16 protein-coding genes are annotated in these 16,335 nt (G+C 68.7%); 5 read left to right on the top strand and 11 right to left on the bottom strand.

The window, feature by feature from the left end:
• The first annotated feature begins 251 nt into the window (after positions 1-251).
• Positions 252-722, top strand: a complete 471-nt coding sequence (locus tag ACLJPD_RS12785) for a hypothetical protein (RefSeq protein WP_410872258.1) — start codon at positions 252-254, stop codon at positions 720-722.
• A 13-nt stretch (positions 723-735) separates the two neighbouring features.
• Here the strand turns inward: ACLJPD_RS12785 and rpe are convergent, their stop codons facing one another.
• Positions 736-1,392, bottom strand: a complete 657-nt coding sequence (gene rpe / locus ACLJPD_RS12780; protein ID WP_410873394.1) for a ribulose-phosphate 3-epimerase — start codon at positions 1,390-1,392, stop codon at positions 736-738.
• Between the two features lie 98 nt (positions 1,393-1,490).
• Between rpe and ACLJPD_RS12775 the strand changes: the two genes are divergently transcribed.
• Both ACLJPD_RS12775 and ACLJPD_RS12770 read left to right on the top strand, forming a co-directional pair.
• Positions 1,491-1,913 (top strand): ATP-binding protein, encoded by a 423-nt coding sequence (locus tag ACLJPD_RS12775; protein WP_410872257.1) that lies wholly within the window; start codon positions 1,491-1,493, stop codon positions 1,911-1,913.
• The gene (locus ACLJPD_RS12770) at positions 1,913-2,818 is read left to right on the top strand and encodes an RNA polymerase sigma factor SigF (protein ID WP_410872256.1); all 906 of its coding nucleotides are present in this window, start codon (positions 1,913-1,915) and stop codon (positions 2,816-2,818) included. Before ACLJPD_RS12775 ends, ACLJPD_RS12770 begins: the two co-directional genes overlap by 1 nt.
• A 23-nt stretch (positions 2,819-2,841) precedes the next feature.
• Here ACLJPD_RS12770 and ACLJPD_RS12765 read toward each other — a convergent pair whose 3' ends face one another.
• The 6 genes from ACLJPD_RS12765 to ACLJPD_RS12740 form a co-directional block, all read right to left on the bottom strand.
• Complete coding sequence (locus ACLJPD_RS12765; RefSeq protein WP_410872255.1) at positions 2,842-3,186, bottom strand: MmcQ/YjbR family DNA-binding protein; 345 nt, start codon at positions 3,184-3,186, stop codon at positions 2,842-2,844.
• Positions 3,187-3,280: 94 nt separating this feature from the next.
• A complete protein-coding gene (locus ACLJPD_RS12760; RefSeq protein WP_410873393.1) occupies positions 3,281-4,606 on the bottom strand; it encodes an RsmB/NOP family class I SAM-dependent RNA methyltransferase in 1,326 nt (441 codons plus the stop codon).
• A 766-nt stretch (positions 4,607-5,372) separates the two neighbouring features.
• A complete protein-coding gene (gene fmt, locus ACLJPD_RS12755; protein WP_410872254.1) occupies positions 5,373-6,296 on the bottom strand; it encodes a methionyl-tRNA formyltransferase in 924 nt (307 codons plus the stop codon).
• Entirely contained in the window at positions 6,296-6,835 is a 540-nt protein-coding gene (def, locus tag ACLJPD_RS12750) for a peptide deformylase (RefSeq protein ID WP_410872253.1), read from the bottom strand. The genes fmt and def overlap by 1 nt, the downstream gene beginning before the upstream one ends.
• 75 nt (positions 6,836-6,910) lie before the next feature.
• Positions 6,911-7,930: an esterase/lipase family protein gene (locus ACLJPD_RS12745; protein WP_410872252.1), complete on the bottom strand. Its 1,020-nt coding sequence runs from the start codon at positions 7,928-7,930 to the stop codon at positions 6,911-6,913.
• A 62-nt stretch (positions 7,931-7,992) separates the two neighbouring features.
• Complete coding sequence (locus ACLJPD_RS12740) at positions 7,993-8,670, bottom strand: PadR family transcriptional regulator (RefSeq protein WP_410872251.1); 678 nt, start codon at positions 8,668-8,670, stop codon at positions 7,993-7,995.
• 86 nt (positions 8,671-8,756) lie between these two features.
• On the opposite strand from ACLJPD_RS12740, the gene ACLJPD_RS12735 reads away from it, so the two are divergent.
• Both ACLJPD_RS12735 and ACLJPD_RS12730 read left to right on the top strand, forming a co-directional pair.
• Positions 8,757-10,331 carry an HD domain-containing phosphohydrolase gene (locus tag ACLJPD_RS12735; protein WP_410872250.1) on the top strand — a complete coding sequence of 525 codons (1,575 nt, stop codon included), beginning with the start codon at positions 8,757-8,759 and terminating at the stop codon, positions 10,329-10,331.
• Positions 10,332-10,373: 42 nt separating this feature from the next.
• Positions 10,374-10,766 carry a nuclear transport factor 2 family protein gene (locus tag ACLJPD_RS12730; RefSeq protein ID WP_410872249.1) on the top strand — a complete coding sequence of 131 codons (393 nt, stop codon included), beginning with the start codon at positions 10,374-10,376 and terminating at the stop codon, positions 10,764-10,766.
• Positions 10,767-10,784: 18 nt separating this feature from the next.
• Here ACLJPD_RS12730 and ACLJPD_RS12725 read toward each other — a convergent pair whose 3' ends face one another.
• The 4 genes from ACLJPD_RS12725 to coaBC form a co-directional block, all read right to left on the bottom strand.
• Positions 10,785-11,372, bottom strand: coding sequence for a TetR/AcrR family transcriptional regulator (locus ACLJPD_RS12725; RefSeq protein ID WP_410872248.1), 588 nt, complete (start codon positions 11,370-11,372; stop codon positions 10,785-10,787).
• Positions 11,373-11,406: 34 nt separating this feature from the next.
• Complete coding sequence (locus ACLJPD_RS12720; RefSeq protein WP_410872247.1) at positions 11,407-13,656, bottom strand: primosomal protein N'; 2,250 nt, start codon at positions 13,654-13,656, stop codon at positions 11,407-11,409.
• Between the two features lie 14 nt (positions 13,657-13,670).
• A complete protein-coding gene (gene metK / locus ACLJPD_RS12715; RefSeq protein ID WP_410872246.1) occupies positions 13,671-14,882 on the bottom strand; it encodes a methionine adenosyltransferase in 1,212 nt (403 codons plus the stop codon).
• Positions 14,883-15,097: 215 nt separating this feature from the next.
• Entirely contained in the window at positions 15,098-16,315 is a 1,218-nt protein-coding gene (coaBC, locus tag ACLJPD_RS12710) for a bifunctional phosphopantothenoylcysteine decarboxylase/phosphopantothenate--cysteine ligase CoaBC (RefSeq protein ID WP_410872245.1), read from the bottom strand.
• Positions 16,316-16,335: the final 20 nt, after the last annotated feature.

The following is a 16,335-nucleotide window of genomic DNA, read 5'->3' as shown; positions in this document are numbered from 1 at the left end:
TGGTAATACCCGCCATCACGAACTGGAAACACGGTGAGTGGAATGCTTGCGCCCGTCGCGCCATTGACGCAACATTGTTACGTCAACGATTCCTGCTGTTCAATCAGATGTCGGGCCCTGGAACTGCGGGTTCTCCCGACATCATCGCCCGGAGCACTGCGGCTGCCGGGAGTTCGCCCCAGGGATAGTCCACCACTCCAGGAAGACAACACTGTGGGTTACAACAGGTTCGCTATATGTGGGGGTGCCGCGTGAGCACATTGATCGATTCGACGCTGGAAATGCGCTGCGTGCGTTATCGGCGCGAGCTGCACCTACCGGCCAAGATCGATGTCGATTCCCGCCGCATTCTGCTCCAGATCGGCGCGCACTACGGCGCGGTGACGATGCCCGGTGATCTGGGCGAGCGGGTGCTCGCTCGGCTGCGCGAGGCCGCGATCGCGGGTCCGGTCGTCGATCACCCCCGCGCCCGGCGCTGGACGTTCCTCACCGGCCCGTGCCGACCCGATTCCGTCACCGCGACCGCCTCCGCCGAGCTGTTCCGCCTCTACGCGACCGTCGCCTGCGCGGGCAGCCAGATCGTGCTGCCCTCCCCCGACGACGAGCGCACCGGCTACCGCACCTGGGTGCAGGCACCCGAATCCGGCGACCAGCGGCCGCCGGTGCAGGCAGTCATCGACGCGGCGCGGGCGCTGGGCACCCGCAAATTGCGCTCCCTGTAATTCGCGCCGGTAACTAGAGCAACCAGGCCGACGTGGCCAGGTTGCGCAGCGTCTGCACGGCGGCACCGGGATCGGCGGTGTTGTAGACGGCCGACCCGGCCACGAAGCAATCGATCCCGGCCGCGGCGGCCTGCTCGATGGTGTCTTCGTTGATGCCGCCATCGATCTCGACGACCAGACGCAGTTCACCCGAGTCGACCAGGTTGCGCACGATCCGCGCCTTGTCCAGCACACCGGGAATGAACGACTGCCCGCCGAAACCGGGTTCCACGCTCATCACCAGCAGGGTGTCGAATTCGCGCAGGATTTCCAGGTACGGCTCGATCGGGGTGTTCGGCTTCACCGACAGCCCGGCTCGCGCACCCGCGGCGCGGATGTCGCGCGCCACCGCGATGGGATCATCGGTCGCCTCGGCATGGATGGTGACGTTGTAGGCGCCCGCCTCGGCGTAGCCCGGCGCCCAGCGGCCGGGATCGTCGATCATCAGATGGCAGTCGAACGGGATGTCGGTGGCCTTCAGCAGGCTTTGCACGATCGGCAGACCCAGTGTGAGGTTCGGCACGAAGTGGCCGTCCATGACATCGACGTGGAGCCAGTCGCATCCCTGTACCGCGGCGGCCTCGGCGGCCAGATTCGCGAAGTCCGCGGACAGGATTGACGGGGCGATCATCGGCTGGGACGGACGAGAGAACGTCGGAGTGGACACAGCGCGTCAGTGTAGCGACCGAATGGTGATTGCCCTGCCGGGTTATGGGTAGCCTTCTCAGGGTGACCAATTTTTCGGCGGAACATGGGCCCTTCGGCGCCCCGGTGGAGATTCGTGTGGCGGCACAGCTGACGCAACTGCCCATCGTGCGCGGACTGGCCGAAACACTGGTACTACTCAGTGATTTCACCCTCGACGAGGTGGCCGATGTGCGCCTGGCCGTGGACGAAGTGTGCTCGACGATCATCGCGATCGCCGGCCCGGATACGCTGCTCACCTGCGAATTCCTCGTCGGCGACAGCGAATTGCAGGTGCGCGTCGACGGCGTCGCGGCGTCGCAGGGCATGCCGGATCAACGCAGCTTCGGGTGGCATGTGCTGCGCACGCTCGCCGACGACGTGACCGCCGAGCAGCAGGACTTCGACGCGACCGCGTCCGGGTATCCGACGACGGTCCGATTCCGTCGGGTCCGGGGGAAGGCGTAGTGCACGGCGAGGACACCCGGCCCGACCAGCACAACCTCAGCGAACCCGACAAAACCGACATCACTGCGCCGGAATCGGAGAAGGCTGAACCGGACAAGCAAGCCCTCGAGCAGGAAACCCTCGAGGAGGACACCGAAATCCCGGAACCGGTGTCCGGCTACGACGACGTCAGTGCGCTGTTCGAGCGTCTCGCGGCGACCGAGCCGGGCAGTGTGGCGCACGCGGTGGCGCGCGACGCGCTGATCAACCGCTGCATTCCGCTGGCCGACCACATCGCGCGCAAGTTCAGCGGGCGCGGTGAACCGTTCGACGATCTGTCGCAGGTGGCGCGCGTCGGTCTGGTGCACGCGGTGGATCGGTTCGATCTGAGCCGCGGCTCGAATTTCCTGTCCTTCGCGGTGCCGACGATCATGGGCGAGGTCCGGCGGTATTTCCGCGACAACACCTGGGCGATGCGGGTTCCGCGGCGCGTCAAGGAAACTCACCTGCGCATCGGTGCGGCGGTGGATCAGCTGTCGCAGCGGTTGGGGCGCTCCCCCACCGCCAAGGAGATCGCCGCCGAACTCGACGTCGACCCCGACGAGGTCACCCAGGCCGTCATCGCGGGCAACGCCTATCAACCGACGTCGATCGACGCGGCGTCCATCGGGCGCGACAGCGACGCATCGCTGCTCGACACCCTGGGCGAGGAAGAATCGCAGTTCGACCGGGTCGAGGAGTACATCGCGGTGCGGCCGCTGCTGGCGGGCCTGCCCGAGCGCGAACGCCGCATTCTGACCATGCGGTTCTTCGAGTCGATGACGCAGACGCAGATCGCGTCACAGCTGGGGATCTCGCAGATGCACGTGTCCCGAATTCTCGCGAAAACCCTTGCGCGCCTGCGCGAATTGTCCGAACGGGACTGACGCGCGACTGGGACAACGGAGTCCTAGGCGCCTTGCCGTGCGCGCCGCAGCTTCGCGGGTGCGCGCAGCCACCAGGCACTGTCGATCAGCTCGGCGAGCTGTTGCGGGTCGACCGCGTCGAGGTCGATGAGGATGTACGGGTGCCCGTCGTAGTGCGGGGTCGTGTAGAAGGTCGGGTCGCCACAGGTCAGCAGCGCCTCCTTCTCCGCGGGCTCACAGAGCAGCGCGAGGCCGCCTTCGGCTTCGTCCCGTAATCGGGCGAAACCCTTTCCGCCGACCTTCAGGCCCGGGCTACGCCACCAGGTGCCTTCCTCCACACCCGGCAGCGCTGTCGCCATCGCCACCACTTGATCCCACGTCATCGCCATGCGTCGATTCTCCGCCTCGGCGCACGCCTGCCGCTTGGACAAATGGAACGGCGCCGTCCCCCGTGCGGGGAACGGCGCCGTCGTTTCGTCGCGGCTACTTCTTGCGCAAGGTCGCCAGGAACATGGCATCGGTGCCGTGGCGGTGCGGCCAGAGCTGCGCGGACGGGCCGTCGCCGAGATCTGTGACGCCGGGCAGGAGTTCGCGGCTGTCGAGTTCCTCGGCGCCGGTGCGGCGGACGAAATCGGCGACCACCGACACTGTTTCGGCCAGGTGCGGTGAGCAGGTCGAGTAGACGACGACACCGCCCGGACGCACCAGATCCCATGCGGCGGTGAGGAGTTCGCGCTGCAGGGTGACCAGTTCCGCCACGTCGGCCGGAGTGCGACGCCAGCGCGCCTCGGGGCGGCGGCGCAGGGCACCGAGGCCGGTGCACGGCGCGTCGACGAGGACGCGGTCGTAGCCGGGGGTCAGACCGCTGTCGCGACCGTCCGCGACGTGCACGGTGACGGGCAGGTTGCGGGTGGATTTGCGGACCAGCTCAGCGCGGTGTTCGGCCGGTTCGACGGCGTCGACGGTGAACAGGTCGATCGCGGCGAGGGCGCCGAGCAAGGCAGCCTTACCGCCGGGACCTGCGCAGAGATCGAGCCAGCGACCCGTGTCCTCGCCCTCCAGCGGGGCGCGGGTGAGGGCGAGCGCGACCAGCTGGCTGCCCTCGTCCTGGACGGCGGCGATGCCGTCGCGGACCGGTTCGAGCCGACCGGGGTCGCCGCCGTCGAGATACACCGCGTACGGCGACCAGCGGCCTTCTTCGCCGCCGGTGACCAGCGCCAGTTCTTCGGAGGTGATCTCGCCGGGCCGGGCGACCAAGTGCACGACCGGACGCTCGTCGTCGGCTCTCAGGAGTGCGTCCAGCTCGCCCGCCTCGGCGCCGAGCGCGTCAGCGAAGGACTGGGCGATCCACTTCGGGTGCGCATGTTCGAAGGCGAGCTTGCCGACCGGGTCGGTGGGTGCCAGCTCGGCGATCCACTGTTCGTGGGTCTTCTCCCCTGCCCGTCGCAGCACCGCGTTGACGAAACCTGCACGGCCCTGGCCGAATTCGGCGCTGGCCAGGTCGACGGAGGTGTCGACGGCAGCGTGCGCGCTGGTGCGGGTCCGCAGCAGCTGGTAGACGCCGAGGCGCAGGATATCGAGGATGGGTCCGTCGATCTCATCGACCGGACGGCCCGCGCACGCCGAGATCACCGCGTCGAGCTGCCCCTGCGAACGGCTGGCGCCGTAGGTGAGCTCGGTCGCGAAGGCCGCGTCGCGCCCACTGATCTTGCGCTCGCGCAACAGTTTCGGCAGCGCGAGGTTGGCATAGGCGTCGCGTTCACGCACGGCCCGCAGCACATCGAGGGCAACCTCGCGTGCCGGATCCACGGGCTCCCCGCGCCGCTTGCGCGGACTGGGCACCGTGGGATCGGGACGCTCGGGTCGACGCGCAGTGGCGCCCTTGCCCGCAGGTCCCGCACCGGCATCGCGGCCATCCGGGCCACGACCGCGCGAATCTCCCTCTCGCGCACCATGATCGGAACGCGACGCGCCACGGTCGGATCGTCCCGCACCGGAACGTGCCGCGCCCGCGCGTGGTGTCGACCCACGATCACCGCGCTGGTCAGCCGAGTCACGTCCCTGCGCCCGGTCGTTCCCACCGAACCCGGGACGGTCGTCTTCGCGGCGCGGCGCGCTGGATCGCGGCGCGCTGGATCGCGGCGCGTCACCGCGTTGATTGCCCGCGTCACGGCTCTGCGCGCCGCGAGCGAAACCAGGGCGGTCATCCGCGCGGCGTGGGCTGCCGGGTCGGGTGCCGCCGTCGCGGTCGTCGCGACGAGGGCGATCGGAGCCACCCCGGTCGTCGCGGCCGGTCCACCGGTCGCCGTCCGCGCGGGGGGTGGTGGTGCCCTTCGCGGCGCGGGCGGCCCAACCGCCGTCGACGTTCTTGCCGGTGATCTTGCGGTCGTCGCGGGGGCTGCCGCCGCGCGGATCGCCGGTCTTCCCGGTGGGCTTGCGGTCCTCGCGGGGGCTCACGCCCTTCGCGGCGTCGGCTTCCCGACGACGGCGACGATCGGAGGCGCTCATGCCTGCACCTCGCTCGGCTCCGGCATGACCGCCATGGCGGCTGTGTCCATCCGCTCGCTGCGCTCGCTCATCCGATCACCGTGCCGGGGGCGAGACGGGCGCCGCGGGCCCAGTCCAGGGCGTTCATCATTTTCTTGCCGGGCGGTTGGACCTGCCCCAAGCGGACGGCCGTGGTCGATGTTCCGACGAAGACGCCGGATTTGCGCACCTCGATCTCGCGTTCGGGCAAGGTTTCCTCCACCATTTCCACCGGGCCGAGTTTGAGGCGCAGCCCGTTCACCTCGGTCCACGCGCCGGGTGCCGGGGTGACAGCGCGGATGTGGCGGTGGATAGCGAGTGCGGGTTCGTCGAAACCGATCCGACCCGCTTCCACGGTCACCTTCGGTGCGTAGGTCACGCCGTCGTGAGATTGCGGAATCGCTTGCAGCGAACCGTCTTCCACGCCGTCCAGCGTCTTCTCGAGCAGCACGGCGCCCGCCTCGGCGAGCCGGGCGAGCAGTTCGCCCGCGGTGTCGGTGAGCCCGATCTTCTCGGTCATCACCCCGTACACCGGTCCGGTGTCCAGGCCCGCTTCGATCAGGAAGGTCGACGCGCCGGTCATGTCGTCACCGGCGTCGATGGCAGCCTGCACCGGGGCCGCCCCACGCCAGGCGGGCAGCAGCGAGAAGTGCAGATTGATCCAGCCGTGCGCGGGGATGTCGAGCACGTGCTGCGGCAGCAGCGCACCATAGGCGACGACCGGGCAGCAGTCCGGCGCGAGCTCGGTGAGCGCGGCGACGAATTCGGGATCGGACGGCTTGCTCGGCGTGAACACCGCGATACCGTGTTCATCGGCGAGCTGCCCCACGGGCGAGCGCGTGATCTTGCGGCCACGGCCCGCGACCGCGTCGGGCCGGGTGACGACCGCGACGACCTCGTGGCCTTCGCTCTCGATCAACCGGCGCAGCGACGGCACCGCGGGTTCCGGCGTGCCTGCGAAAACTACGCGCATCAGCGACCACCGCCCACACCGCTGGATTCGCGCACGGTGATCCCGCCGCGGAACCAGTCGGATTCGCGGATGGTGCGCATCGCGTCCTTGCGGTCGGCCTGCTCGAGCCGGTTGATGAACAGCACGCCGTCGAGGTGATCGTGTTCGTGCTGCACACAGCGGGCGAGCAGACCGTCGGCCTCGAATTCCACCGGCGCACCGGTGACGTCGACCCCGGTGACCCGAACGCGCGATGCCCGGCGCACGTCGTAACGCACACCGGGAATCGACAGGCAGCCCTCGGGACCGACCTGTTCGTCGGCACCGATCGCCGACCATTCCGGATTCACCACGTGACCCGCGGCATCGCCGGTGTCGTAGACGAACACCCGCAGCCCGACCCCGATCTGCGGCGCGGCCATCCCGACCCCACCGTCGTCGTGCATGGTCTCGGTGAGGTCGGCGACCAACGTGGCGAGGTCGGATCCGAACTCGGTGACCGCGTCGGCACGCGAGCGCAGGATCGGGTCGCCGAACAGGCGAACGGGCTGAATGGTCACGGCGGCTCCCGGGAAGGACGAATGCGGTCGTCCCAGTCTAGTGACCCCGCGAGGCGCTCCCGTCCGGCCCGCCCGTCAGGAGTTGCCCGCGATGATCACCTCGGGGATGCCGGTGCCCAGCGGGACCGGCGTGCAGATCGGGGCGGGTGCCCGGACCGGGTCGAGGATGCGCTGGAGCAGCTGCTGCACGAACGGGTCGTAGACCAGGTGGAAGTGGCCGGTCATGTCCTGCGCGCACTCGTCCTGCAGCACGATGTTCTCCGCACCCGCGCCGCGCAATGCCACGTTCGAGAACGGCTGGATCATCTCGTCGACCCGGGTGCCGACGGTGACGTAACGGACACCGGGCACGGTGTCGCCGCCCGCGTTGAGCTCGACCATGAGTGGCTCGCCCTGCGCCTGCTGGACCGCGGCCGTGGAGGTGACCTTCGCGAAGACAGCCATCATTCCGGGAATGGCCTGCCCGACCGGCACCAGTCCGTACATCACCCCGCCGTAGCTGGGTGAGGCCAGGCCGACCCAGGTCCCGACCTTCGGCGCCCCGCCGAGCTTGTTGACGTAGAACCGGCTGACATTGGCCCCCTGCGAGAACCCGACCAGATCGACCTTGGTCGCCTTCGTCGCGACGAGCACATCGTCGACGAACTGGGCGAGCTGGGCGAAACTGATCCGCATGTCCTCGGTGCCGTAGGTGTCGGCGCCCGGCGCCCCGCCGTAGTTCAGCGCGAAGACGCAGTAGCCGGCCGACACCAGCTGCGGGCCGATTCCCGCCCAGTCGGAGTACGCGCTCGAGTCGGTGCCGTGCACCAAGACGATCGGCCGCGGATGCTCGGCGCTCGGAATACACCCGAAGTTGTTGAGGCCCACCGGAACCGAGTTCGGATGGGCAGTGATGTAATGGGCGGCATCCAGGTGATCGAACTGCGCCGGACCCGCCTCCATCGGAATGACAGCGGGCCGATAGCCCACCGGTTCAGCGGCGGCGATCGGCGCGAAAGACACACCGATCACCGCCGTGCAGGCGAATGCCGTGACCGACACCGCGCCTCGCAATCGTGAAATTCCCCAACCCCACAACGTTCCCAGTTGTTCCATATCCCAAACATTTACTGCATGGGTCCGACAACCGCACGCCGAGAAGGCCGTTCACGATGCCCTCACTTCTCGGGGGTTGCGTCATCCTCGGCAGCGACATCGTCCTCGGCGAGGATGCGATAGAGCGCCCGACGGGTCTCGGCGAGCACCTCGGCCGCCTTCGCCGCCTGCTGCGCCGTGCCGACCTGGGCGACCTGACCGACCGCGCCCATCACCTGTCCGACCAGACCGCGCAAGTCCAGCGCCTGGGCGCCGACATCCTGCTTGACCTCGGCCCACGGGTCACCGAGATCCTCCCGATGGGTCTCGACATAGGTCTTGCCCTCGTCGGTGAGCTGGGCGGTCTTGCGACCGGCGACCTTCTCGATGAGCACCAGGCCCTCGTCCTCCAGCTGGGCCAATGCCGGGTAGATGGACCCCGGGCTCGGACGCCAGATGTCGTCGCTGCGGTCGCGGATCTGCTGGATCAGCTCGTAACCGTGCATGGGTCGTTCGACGAGCAGCAGCAGCACCGCGGCGCGCACGTCACCGCGCCTGCCACGACCGCCGCGGCCGCGTCCACGACCGAAACCGGGACCGAATCCCGGTCCGAAACCCGGGCCGAAGCCGGGTCCGAACTCGGGGCCGTGCCCGTGTCGCCCGCCGTGGCGGAACTGCTGGCGATCGGGACCGAATTCCCTGGGGCCCGGTCCGCGACCGCGCCGGAAGTGTCCGAATTCTCGTTGTTCTTGGTTCTGCATGACAGCCTCCTGTGGCTCTCTCGTTGTTCTTGACACTATCGACGATATATCGGCAATGCATCGAGCGCAAGGAGTAATCTGAATTCGTGACGGACCCGCCCCGACCCCTTCGGCTCGCCGAACTCGTCGCCTCGCTGTCACTGGCCACCGACCTCGGGCTCGGCCAGCCGCAGGAACATGTCCTGCGCCAGACCGTTCTCGCCGTCCGGCTCGCGAAAGCCGCGGGACTGTCGCAGGCCGATCGCGCCGCCGCCTATTACGTCTCGCTGCTGGCCTGGGTCGGCTGCGTCGCCGACTCCCCCGAGATGGCGCGCTGGTTCGGTGACGATCTACGGATCCGTGCCGACAGCTACGACATCGACAAGACCGGGCTGCCGATGATGGCGTTTCTGCTCGGACACCTCGCCGAAGGCGCTTCGCCGCTCCGACGGATCTCGGTGACCGGCCGATTCCTCGCGGGCGGGGTGCGCGACACGATGGACTCTTTCCTCACCCACTGCCGCACCGCGGCCGATATCGCCGAACGCCTCGACCTGCCCGATGCCGTCAAAGCCGCGCTGCCGCAAGCTTTCGAACGCTGGGACGGCCACGGCGTTCCCGGTGGGCTGCGGGGTGACGCGATCATTCCGGTGATGCGCGTCGTGCACATCGCCGACGACGCCGAAGTCCACGCGCGGGTGGGCGGCGTGGACGTGGCGGTGCGAATGTTGTTGTCGCGCAGCGGAACCGAGTTCGACCCGGCACTGGTCGAACTGTGCACCCGCCGCGACGGGGCCCTGCTCGACGGGCTGGACCGCGTCGATGCCTGGCAGGAGGTGATCAACGGCTGCGCGGCACTCGACAGGCCGATTCCCGACGACGAACTCACCGACGTTCTCACCGTCTTCGCCGACTACTCCGACGCGAAAGCGACCTGGTTCCTCGGACATTCGCGTGGTGTCGCCGACCTGGCCGCCGCCGCGGCCCGCGAGTACGGCCTGCCCGCCGATCAGGCGGTGACCGTGCGGCGCGCGGCCCTGGTGTGCCGCCTCGGCACCATCGGCGTCTCGACGGGGATCTGGAACAAGCCGGGACCACTGACCGCGTCCGAGCGCGAACGGGTGCGGATGGTCCCGTATCTGACCGAGCGGGTGCTGGCACGCAGCCCACACCTGGCCGTGCTCGCCGGACCGGCCTCGATGGTCTACGAACGGATGGACGGGTCCGGGTATCCGCGCGGGCTCACCGGGTCGATGCTGCCGCCCGCCGCGCGAATTCTCGCTGCCGCGCAGATGTTTCGCGCGCTCGGCGAGGACCGCCCGCACCGACCAGCCATCGATCCCGACGAGCGGGCCGTGGTCCTGCGCGCCGAAGTGACCGCGGGAAGACTCGACGGCGACGCCGTCGCGGCAGTGTTGGCCGCGGCCCAGGGCCGACGACCACGCAAGCGCGCGCAGATCGCCGGCCTCACCGCCCGCGAACTGGACGTTCTCGGCCTGCTGGTGCGCGGCCGGTCGACCCGCGAAATCGCCCGGACTCTCGGCATCAGCCCGCGTACGGCGGGCAGCCATGTCGAGCACATCTACACCAAGATCGGTGTGCACAGCCGTGGTTCGGCCGCGGTGTTCGCGATGCGCCACGGCCTGTTACCCGACGAGGATCAGGCGGCAAAGATCGGGTGATCACCCGATGTCCGGGATTCGGGCAGGTCGCAAACTTTTCCCATGACTACTTCGACCCCCACCCCGCGGACGACCACTCCGGTCGCCGACCTGTTCCTCGCCGCGCTGATCCGGCGCGACTTCGCCGCCATGGCGTCCTACCTCGCCCCCGGCGTCACGCTGCGCGGCCTGATCCCACCCGGCCCGTTCACCGAAGTCGGCCCCGACCCGGCGATCGCGCGCTTCCGCGGCTGGTTCGGCGGGCCCGACGACTTCACTGTCGTCGATTCCGGCCGTGAACGTATCGGCGACAAGCTCGCGATGCACTGGCTGGTCCGCATGCGCCCCGCAAACGGCAGCCCACGCCTGGCCGACCAGCGGGTCTTTCTGACCACCGACAACGACGCCATCACCGGCATCGATCTCTTGTGCTCGGGCTGGCAGCCTGCCGACTGAGCACGCCTGGCTACCGCGTCACTCCTGGGCCAAGCTGTCGATCCACCGCTCCAACCGTGCGCCCTCGGTGACCATCAGTTCCGGGTCGCGGAAGGTATTGGTGAGCAGGGAGATGCCCTGGTAGGCGGCGACGAACGCGATGGCCAGTTCGTCGGCGTCGGTGCGGCCCAGCTCGGCGAACTGCTCACGCGCCCACTCCACGAGCAGCCCGATCACCCGGGCCGGCTCCCCACCGAAGGCGTCCTCCCGCTTGTCGAGTTCGGCGGCGAGTGAGCCGGTCGGGCAACCGAATCGCGCGGCCATCTCCCGCTGTTCGACCCAGCTGCGCACCATCGCCTTCAATTTCTCGGCTGGACCCGGCAGCTCCGCGAGCTCGGTGACAGCGCCCGCCAGCACCTGTGCGTGCAGTTCGATGACCGCGGCGATGAACTGGTCCTTGGTCTTGAAGTAGTAGTAGACATTGCCGACCGGCACGTCGGCCTCGCGAGCGATGTCGGCGATCGTCGTCTTCTCGATGCCCTGCTGATAGAACACGCGCATCGCCGCCGCGACCAGGCGTTCCCGCTTCCCGATCTTGGGCCTGACCTGCGCGTCCGATTCAGTCATACAACTGACTATAGACAGTGGGCGCGCACGCCGATCACCCGATATCGACGGGATCGATCTGCACCCGCAACGGCGCATCCGACCTGTGCGTACTCCGAATCGCCTGCGCCGCGGTCAACGCACGGGCAAGCGGGGCACCATCGGACCGAGCCACCCGCAACAGCATCCGCTCGACTTCAGCTGGAGAGTCGTTGCCGGAGAACGGCTTACGAGCCGTAGGTGGCAACGGAACAGGTCCCAGGATCTCGGTGCCCTCGGGCAGCGTCGCGGCGTCGAGCAATTCGGCGATCGAAGTGGGAGTCCCGTCCACCGCCGCCAGCCGCACCGCCGGCGGGAAACCCACTTCGGTTCGAGCCTCGAGCTCGGCGGCGGCGTGATTGACCGGGTCCCAACGGACCAACGCCTGCACGGTCGACAGAGCGGGTTCGGCCATGACGATGACCTGGCCACGGGGGCGGACCAAGGCCGCCGCACCCATCCAGCGACGCAGGGTGTCCTCGCTCGCGCGCAGGTCGGCGCGACCGAGCAGGGCCCATCCGTCGAGCAACAGCGCCACCCCGTAGCCGCCGGGAACGAGAGGTTCGGCGCCGACCGTCGCGACGACAACCTGGGCGCCGGGTTCGACGGTGTCGAGCATTTCCCCACCCCCCGAAGCGCGAATGGGAACCCCGGAGAACGCACGACCGAGTTCCTCGGCCGTCCGAGCCGCCCCGATCACCGTCGCCCGCAGGGCTCGCCCACCACAAGCCTGACAACGAAACGCCGCCTCGGTGATCCCACACCACTTGCATTGCGGACTGGCCGCTTCGCCATGGGTGGAGTGCGGCAATGCCAACGGACCGTTGCAGTGCCGACAGCGCGCAGGCGTCCGGCACTTCGCACAGGCCAGCGAGGGAACATACCCACGCCGCGGTACCTGCACCAGCACAGCCACGTTCTCCTTGATCGCCGAGCGGGCAGCCGCGAACGCCACACCGGGCATCCGCACCGACCGTGCCAGCGCATCCCGCTCCAGCGCGTAGTCACTGTCACCCGGCGCGCTGATTCTGGGCGTAACCTCACGCAGCACCTGACGTTGCGCGAGAAGGTCACGCGCCCAACCTGATTCGACCACCGCCTGGATCTCGGCCGTCCGCGCGAAACCGGCGGCGACGAACGCGGCCCCCGTCTCGTGCGCGCGCAACATCGCCACCTCACGGGCATGCGGATACGGCGACCGCGGCTCGGCGTAGGTGTCGTCACCGTCATCCCACATCGCGATGAGCCCGAGATCCCGGGCGGGCGCGAACACCGCCGCCCGCGTCCCCACCACGATCCGCGCCTGCCCCCGCAGCACCGCCAACCATCGCCGGTACCGAGCCGCCGGCCCCAAGCCCGCCGACAACCCGACAGCCGAATCACCCACCAGCGCAACACATTCGGCGAGCAACCGATCGAGATCCCGCTGATCCGGCACCATCAGGACCGCACTGCGACCAGCGACCACCACCGTCGCCGCCAACTCCGCCAACCGCGCCGCCCAGTCCTCCCCCGGCAACGCCTGCCATGCCGCCCGCACACCCCTACCCTGTGCCAGCGCATCGACGAACCCCATCCCGTGCGCATACCGACCCCAGGCCGACGCGTCGACCTCGATGCGCGATTCCGCTGCAACGTTCGATATCTGCTCGACCCGGATCTCCGCGGCCGTCGTCTCCGTCGTGCCCCCCGCCACCCCGCTGAACTCCGCGACCGAGTCGCCGACGCCACCCGAACCCCCCGCGGCCGAGTCGTTCGCGTCGATGGAGCCGCCCACACCGTGCGCATCGGCAGCGTCCGACTCGGTCGGCGGGGACGTCGAATCATCGGCGGTATCAACAACTCCAGCCGCCGAACGCGCCGGCTTCTTCACGACAGCGGGCTTCTTCGCGCCGCCGGTTTCGGTACGGGCGTGGCGCGGCGGAATCGCCAGGCGAAGAACATCGGCGCGCGTGCCCGCGTAACGGGCGGCCACAGCAGTCGCCAGGCGCAGCACTTCCGGCGTGAGAACGCGTTCCGCGGAGACTACCCGCTCGAGCGGCATCATCTTGCCGTTGTGGTCGCTGTGCGGGAGACGTTCCAGCAGGTATCCGTCGACGAGCCGACCGGCGAACCGGACGCGCACCCGCACTCCCGGTTGCGCGATCTCGTCCAGCTCAGCGGGCACGAGGTAGTCGAAGTCGCGGTCGAGGTGGGCAGGCGACAACAGCGGGAGCACCCTCGCTATGGGGTGTCCCGCTGCTGTCGATGTTTCGTCCGCTGCCACGCGGTCCGTGGGTATTACAGGCCGACGGCCGCGCGCAGCTTGTCGGCGCGGTCCGTGTGCTCCCAGGGCAGGTCGACATCGGTGCGGCCGAAGTGACCGTAGGCCGCGGTCGGCGCGTAGATCGGGCGCAGCAGGTCGAGATCGCGGATGATCGCGCCCGGGCGCAGGTCGAAGACCTCGGAGATGGCGGTGGAGATGCGGGCCGGGTCGACCTTCTCGGTGCCGAAGGTCTCGACGAACAGACCGACCGGGGCCGACTTGCCGATCGCGTACGCGACCTGCACCTCGACGCGATCCGCCAGGCCCGCGGCCACGACGTTCTTGGCGACCCAGCGCATGGCGTAGGCGGCCGAGCGGTCGACCTTCGACGGATCCTTGCCGGAGAACGCGCCGCCACCGTGGCGGGCCATGCCGCCGTAGGTGTCGACGATGATCTTGCGGCCGGTCAGGCCCGCATCGCCCATCGGACCACCGAGGACGAACTTGCCGGTGGGGTTGACCAGCAGCCGGATATCGGAGGTGTCGAGGCTGGGCAGGTTCAGATCGCCGATGACGGCGTCGACGACCTTTTCGCGGATATCGGGAGCAAGGAGGTTGTCCAGGTCGATATCGGCGGCGTGCTGGGTGGAGATGACGACCGTGTCCAGGCGGACCGGGCGGTCACCGTCGTATTCGATGGTGACCTGGGTCTTGCCGTCGGGACGCAGGTAGGGCAGCACGCCCGACTTGCGGACCTCGGTGAGCTTGCGCGAGAGGCGGTGCGCGAGCGCGATCGGCAGCGGCATCAGCTCGGGCGTGTCGATGGTGGCATAGCCGAACATCAGGCCCTGGTCGCCGGCGCCCTGGCGCTCGATCGCGTCGTCGGAACCGCCGACGCGCGCCTCGTGCGAGGTGTCGACACCCTGGGCGATATCGGGCGACTGAGCACCGATCGCGATGTTGACACCGCAGGAGTTGCCGTCGAATCCCTTTGCGGAGGAGTCGTATCCGATCTCGAGGACCTTCTCGCGCACGATCCGCGGGATGTCGGCGTAGGCGGAGGTGGTGACCTCGCCCGCGACGTGGACCTGCCCCGTGGTGACCATGGTTTCCACCGCGACCCGGCTGCTCGGGTCCTCCGCGAGCAATGCGTCGAGGATGGAATCGCTGATCGCGTCACAGATCTTGTCCGGATGCCCCTCGGTCACGGACTCACTGGTGAAAAGCCGACTACCTGTCGTACGCACAGTTATTCCCTCTCCCTCAACGGGTTACTCGTTCGGCTTGTGACGGTAACTTCTCGGTGCTACCGCGCAACCCTTCTCATCAAGACTATTCCAAACCACCGACATGGTGGCGAGTACGGACCAAGCCACCCCGCGAACACCCGCACGGACGGTACACTGCGCGACCACCGTTGTCGCGCAACAGTTTTCGCATGAAATCGGCGCGAATTACCCGGTCAGCGCAGCAACGGGACCAAGGCATCGAGCACCCGGCTGGCCAGCAGCGCCTTCGAACCGTGATCGAGGGCCTGCTCGGTGCCGTCGGCGCCGAGCAGCCAGCCGTCGTTGGTGTCTACCTCGAACGCCTTGCCCTCTCCGACCGCGTTGACCACGAGTAGATCGCAGCCCTTGCGTGCCAGTTTCGAGCGCGCGTGGGTGAGCACGTCGCCGTTGTCGTCACCGGTCTCGGCGGCGAAACCGACGATCGCGGTACCGGCGAGCCGTCCCTCGGTGCGCGCGTCGACCAAGCCGGCGAGGATGTCCTCGTTCTTGGTCAGCGGGATCACGTCGGGTTCGTCGGCACCCTTCTTGATCTTCGCCGCGGCCACATGGGTCGGACGGAAATCAGCGACCGCGGCCGCCATGATCACCGCATCGGCGCCGAGCGCGTGCTTGTCGACCGCGGTTTTCAGCTGATCGGCGGTGGTGATGTGGACCAGTTCGACCGCGGCGGGCGGCGCGAGCTCGATGGTGTTGCCCGCGATCAGCGTCACCTGGGCACCACGCTGGGCGGCGACCCTGGCCAGGGCGTAACCCTGCTTACCGGAGCTGCGGTTGCCGAGGAAGCGCACCGGGTCGAGAGGTTCCCTCGTGCCACCGGCGGTGATCACCACGCGGCGACCGGTCAGGTCGCGGGGCAGCGCGTCGGCCCGTTCGAGCAGCAACGAGGCCAGACCGAAGATCTCCTCCGGTTCGGGCAACCGTCCCGGACCCGTATCGGTGCCGGTGAGCCGACCCGACGCGGGCGACATCACGTTGGCGCCGTGCGCGCGCAGCGTCGCGACATTGGCCACCGTCGCCGGATGCTCCCACATCTCGGTGTGCATCGCGGGCGCGAACAGCACCGGACATCGGGCCGTCAGCAAAGTGGCGGTGAGCAGATCGTCGGCGCGCCCCTGTGCGGCGCGCGCCATCAGATCCGCGGTGGCGGGGGCGATGACGACGAGATCGGCCTCCTGGCCGATCCGGACATGCGGCACCTCGGGCACGTCGGCGAACACCGTGGTGTGCACCGGCTGCCCGGACAGCGCCTCGAAGGTCGCCTTACCGACGAACTGTAGAGCCGACTCGGTGGGAATCACCCGCACCTGATGTCCGGTCTCGGTGAAACGGCGAACGAGGGCACACGCCTTGTAAGCGGCGATGCCCCCGCCGACCCCGACGACGATCCGCATGGTCTTACGCCTCCGGAGTA

The sequence above is a fragment of the Nocardia sp. A7 genome, from assembly GCF_046549215.1.
GTDB lineage: Bacteria > Actinomycetota > Actinomycetes > Mycobacteriales > Mycobacteriaceae > Nocardia.
The sequence above is the reverse complement of the archived record's forward strand: the minus strand, read 5'-3'. Positions and strand labels throughout refer to the sequence as shown.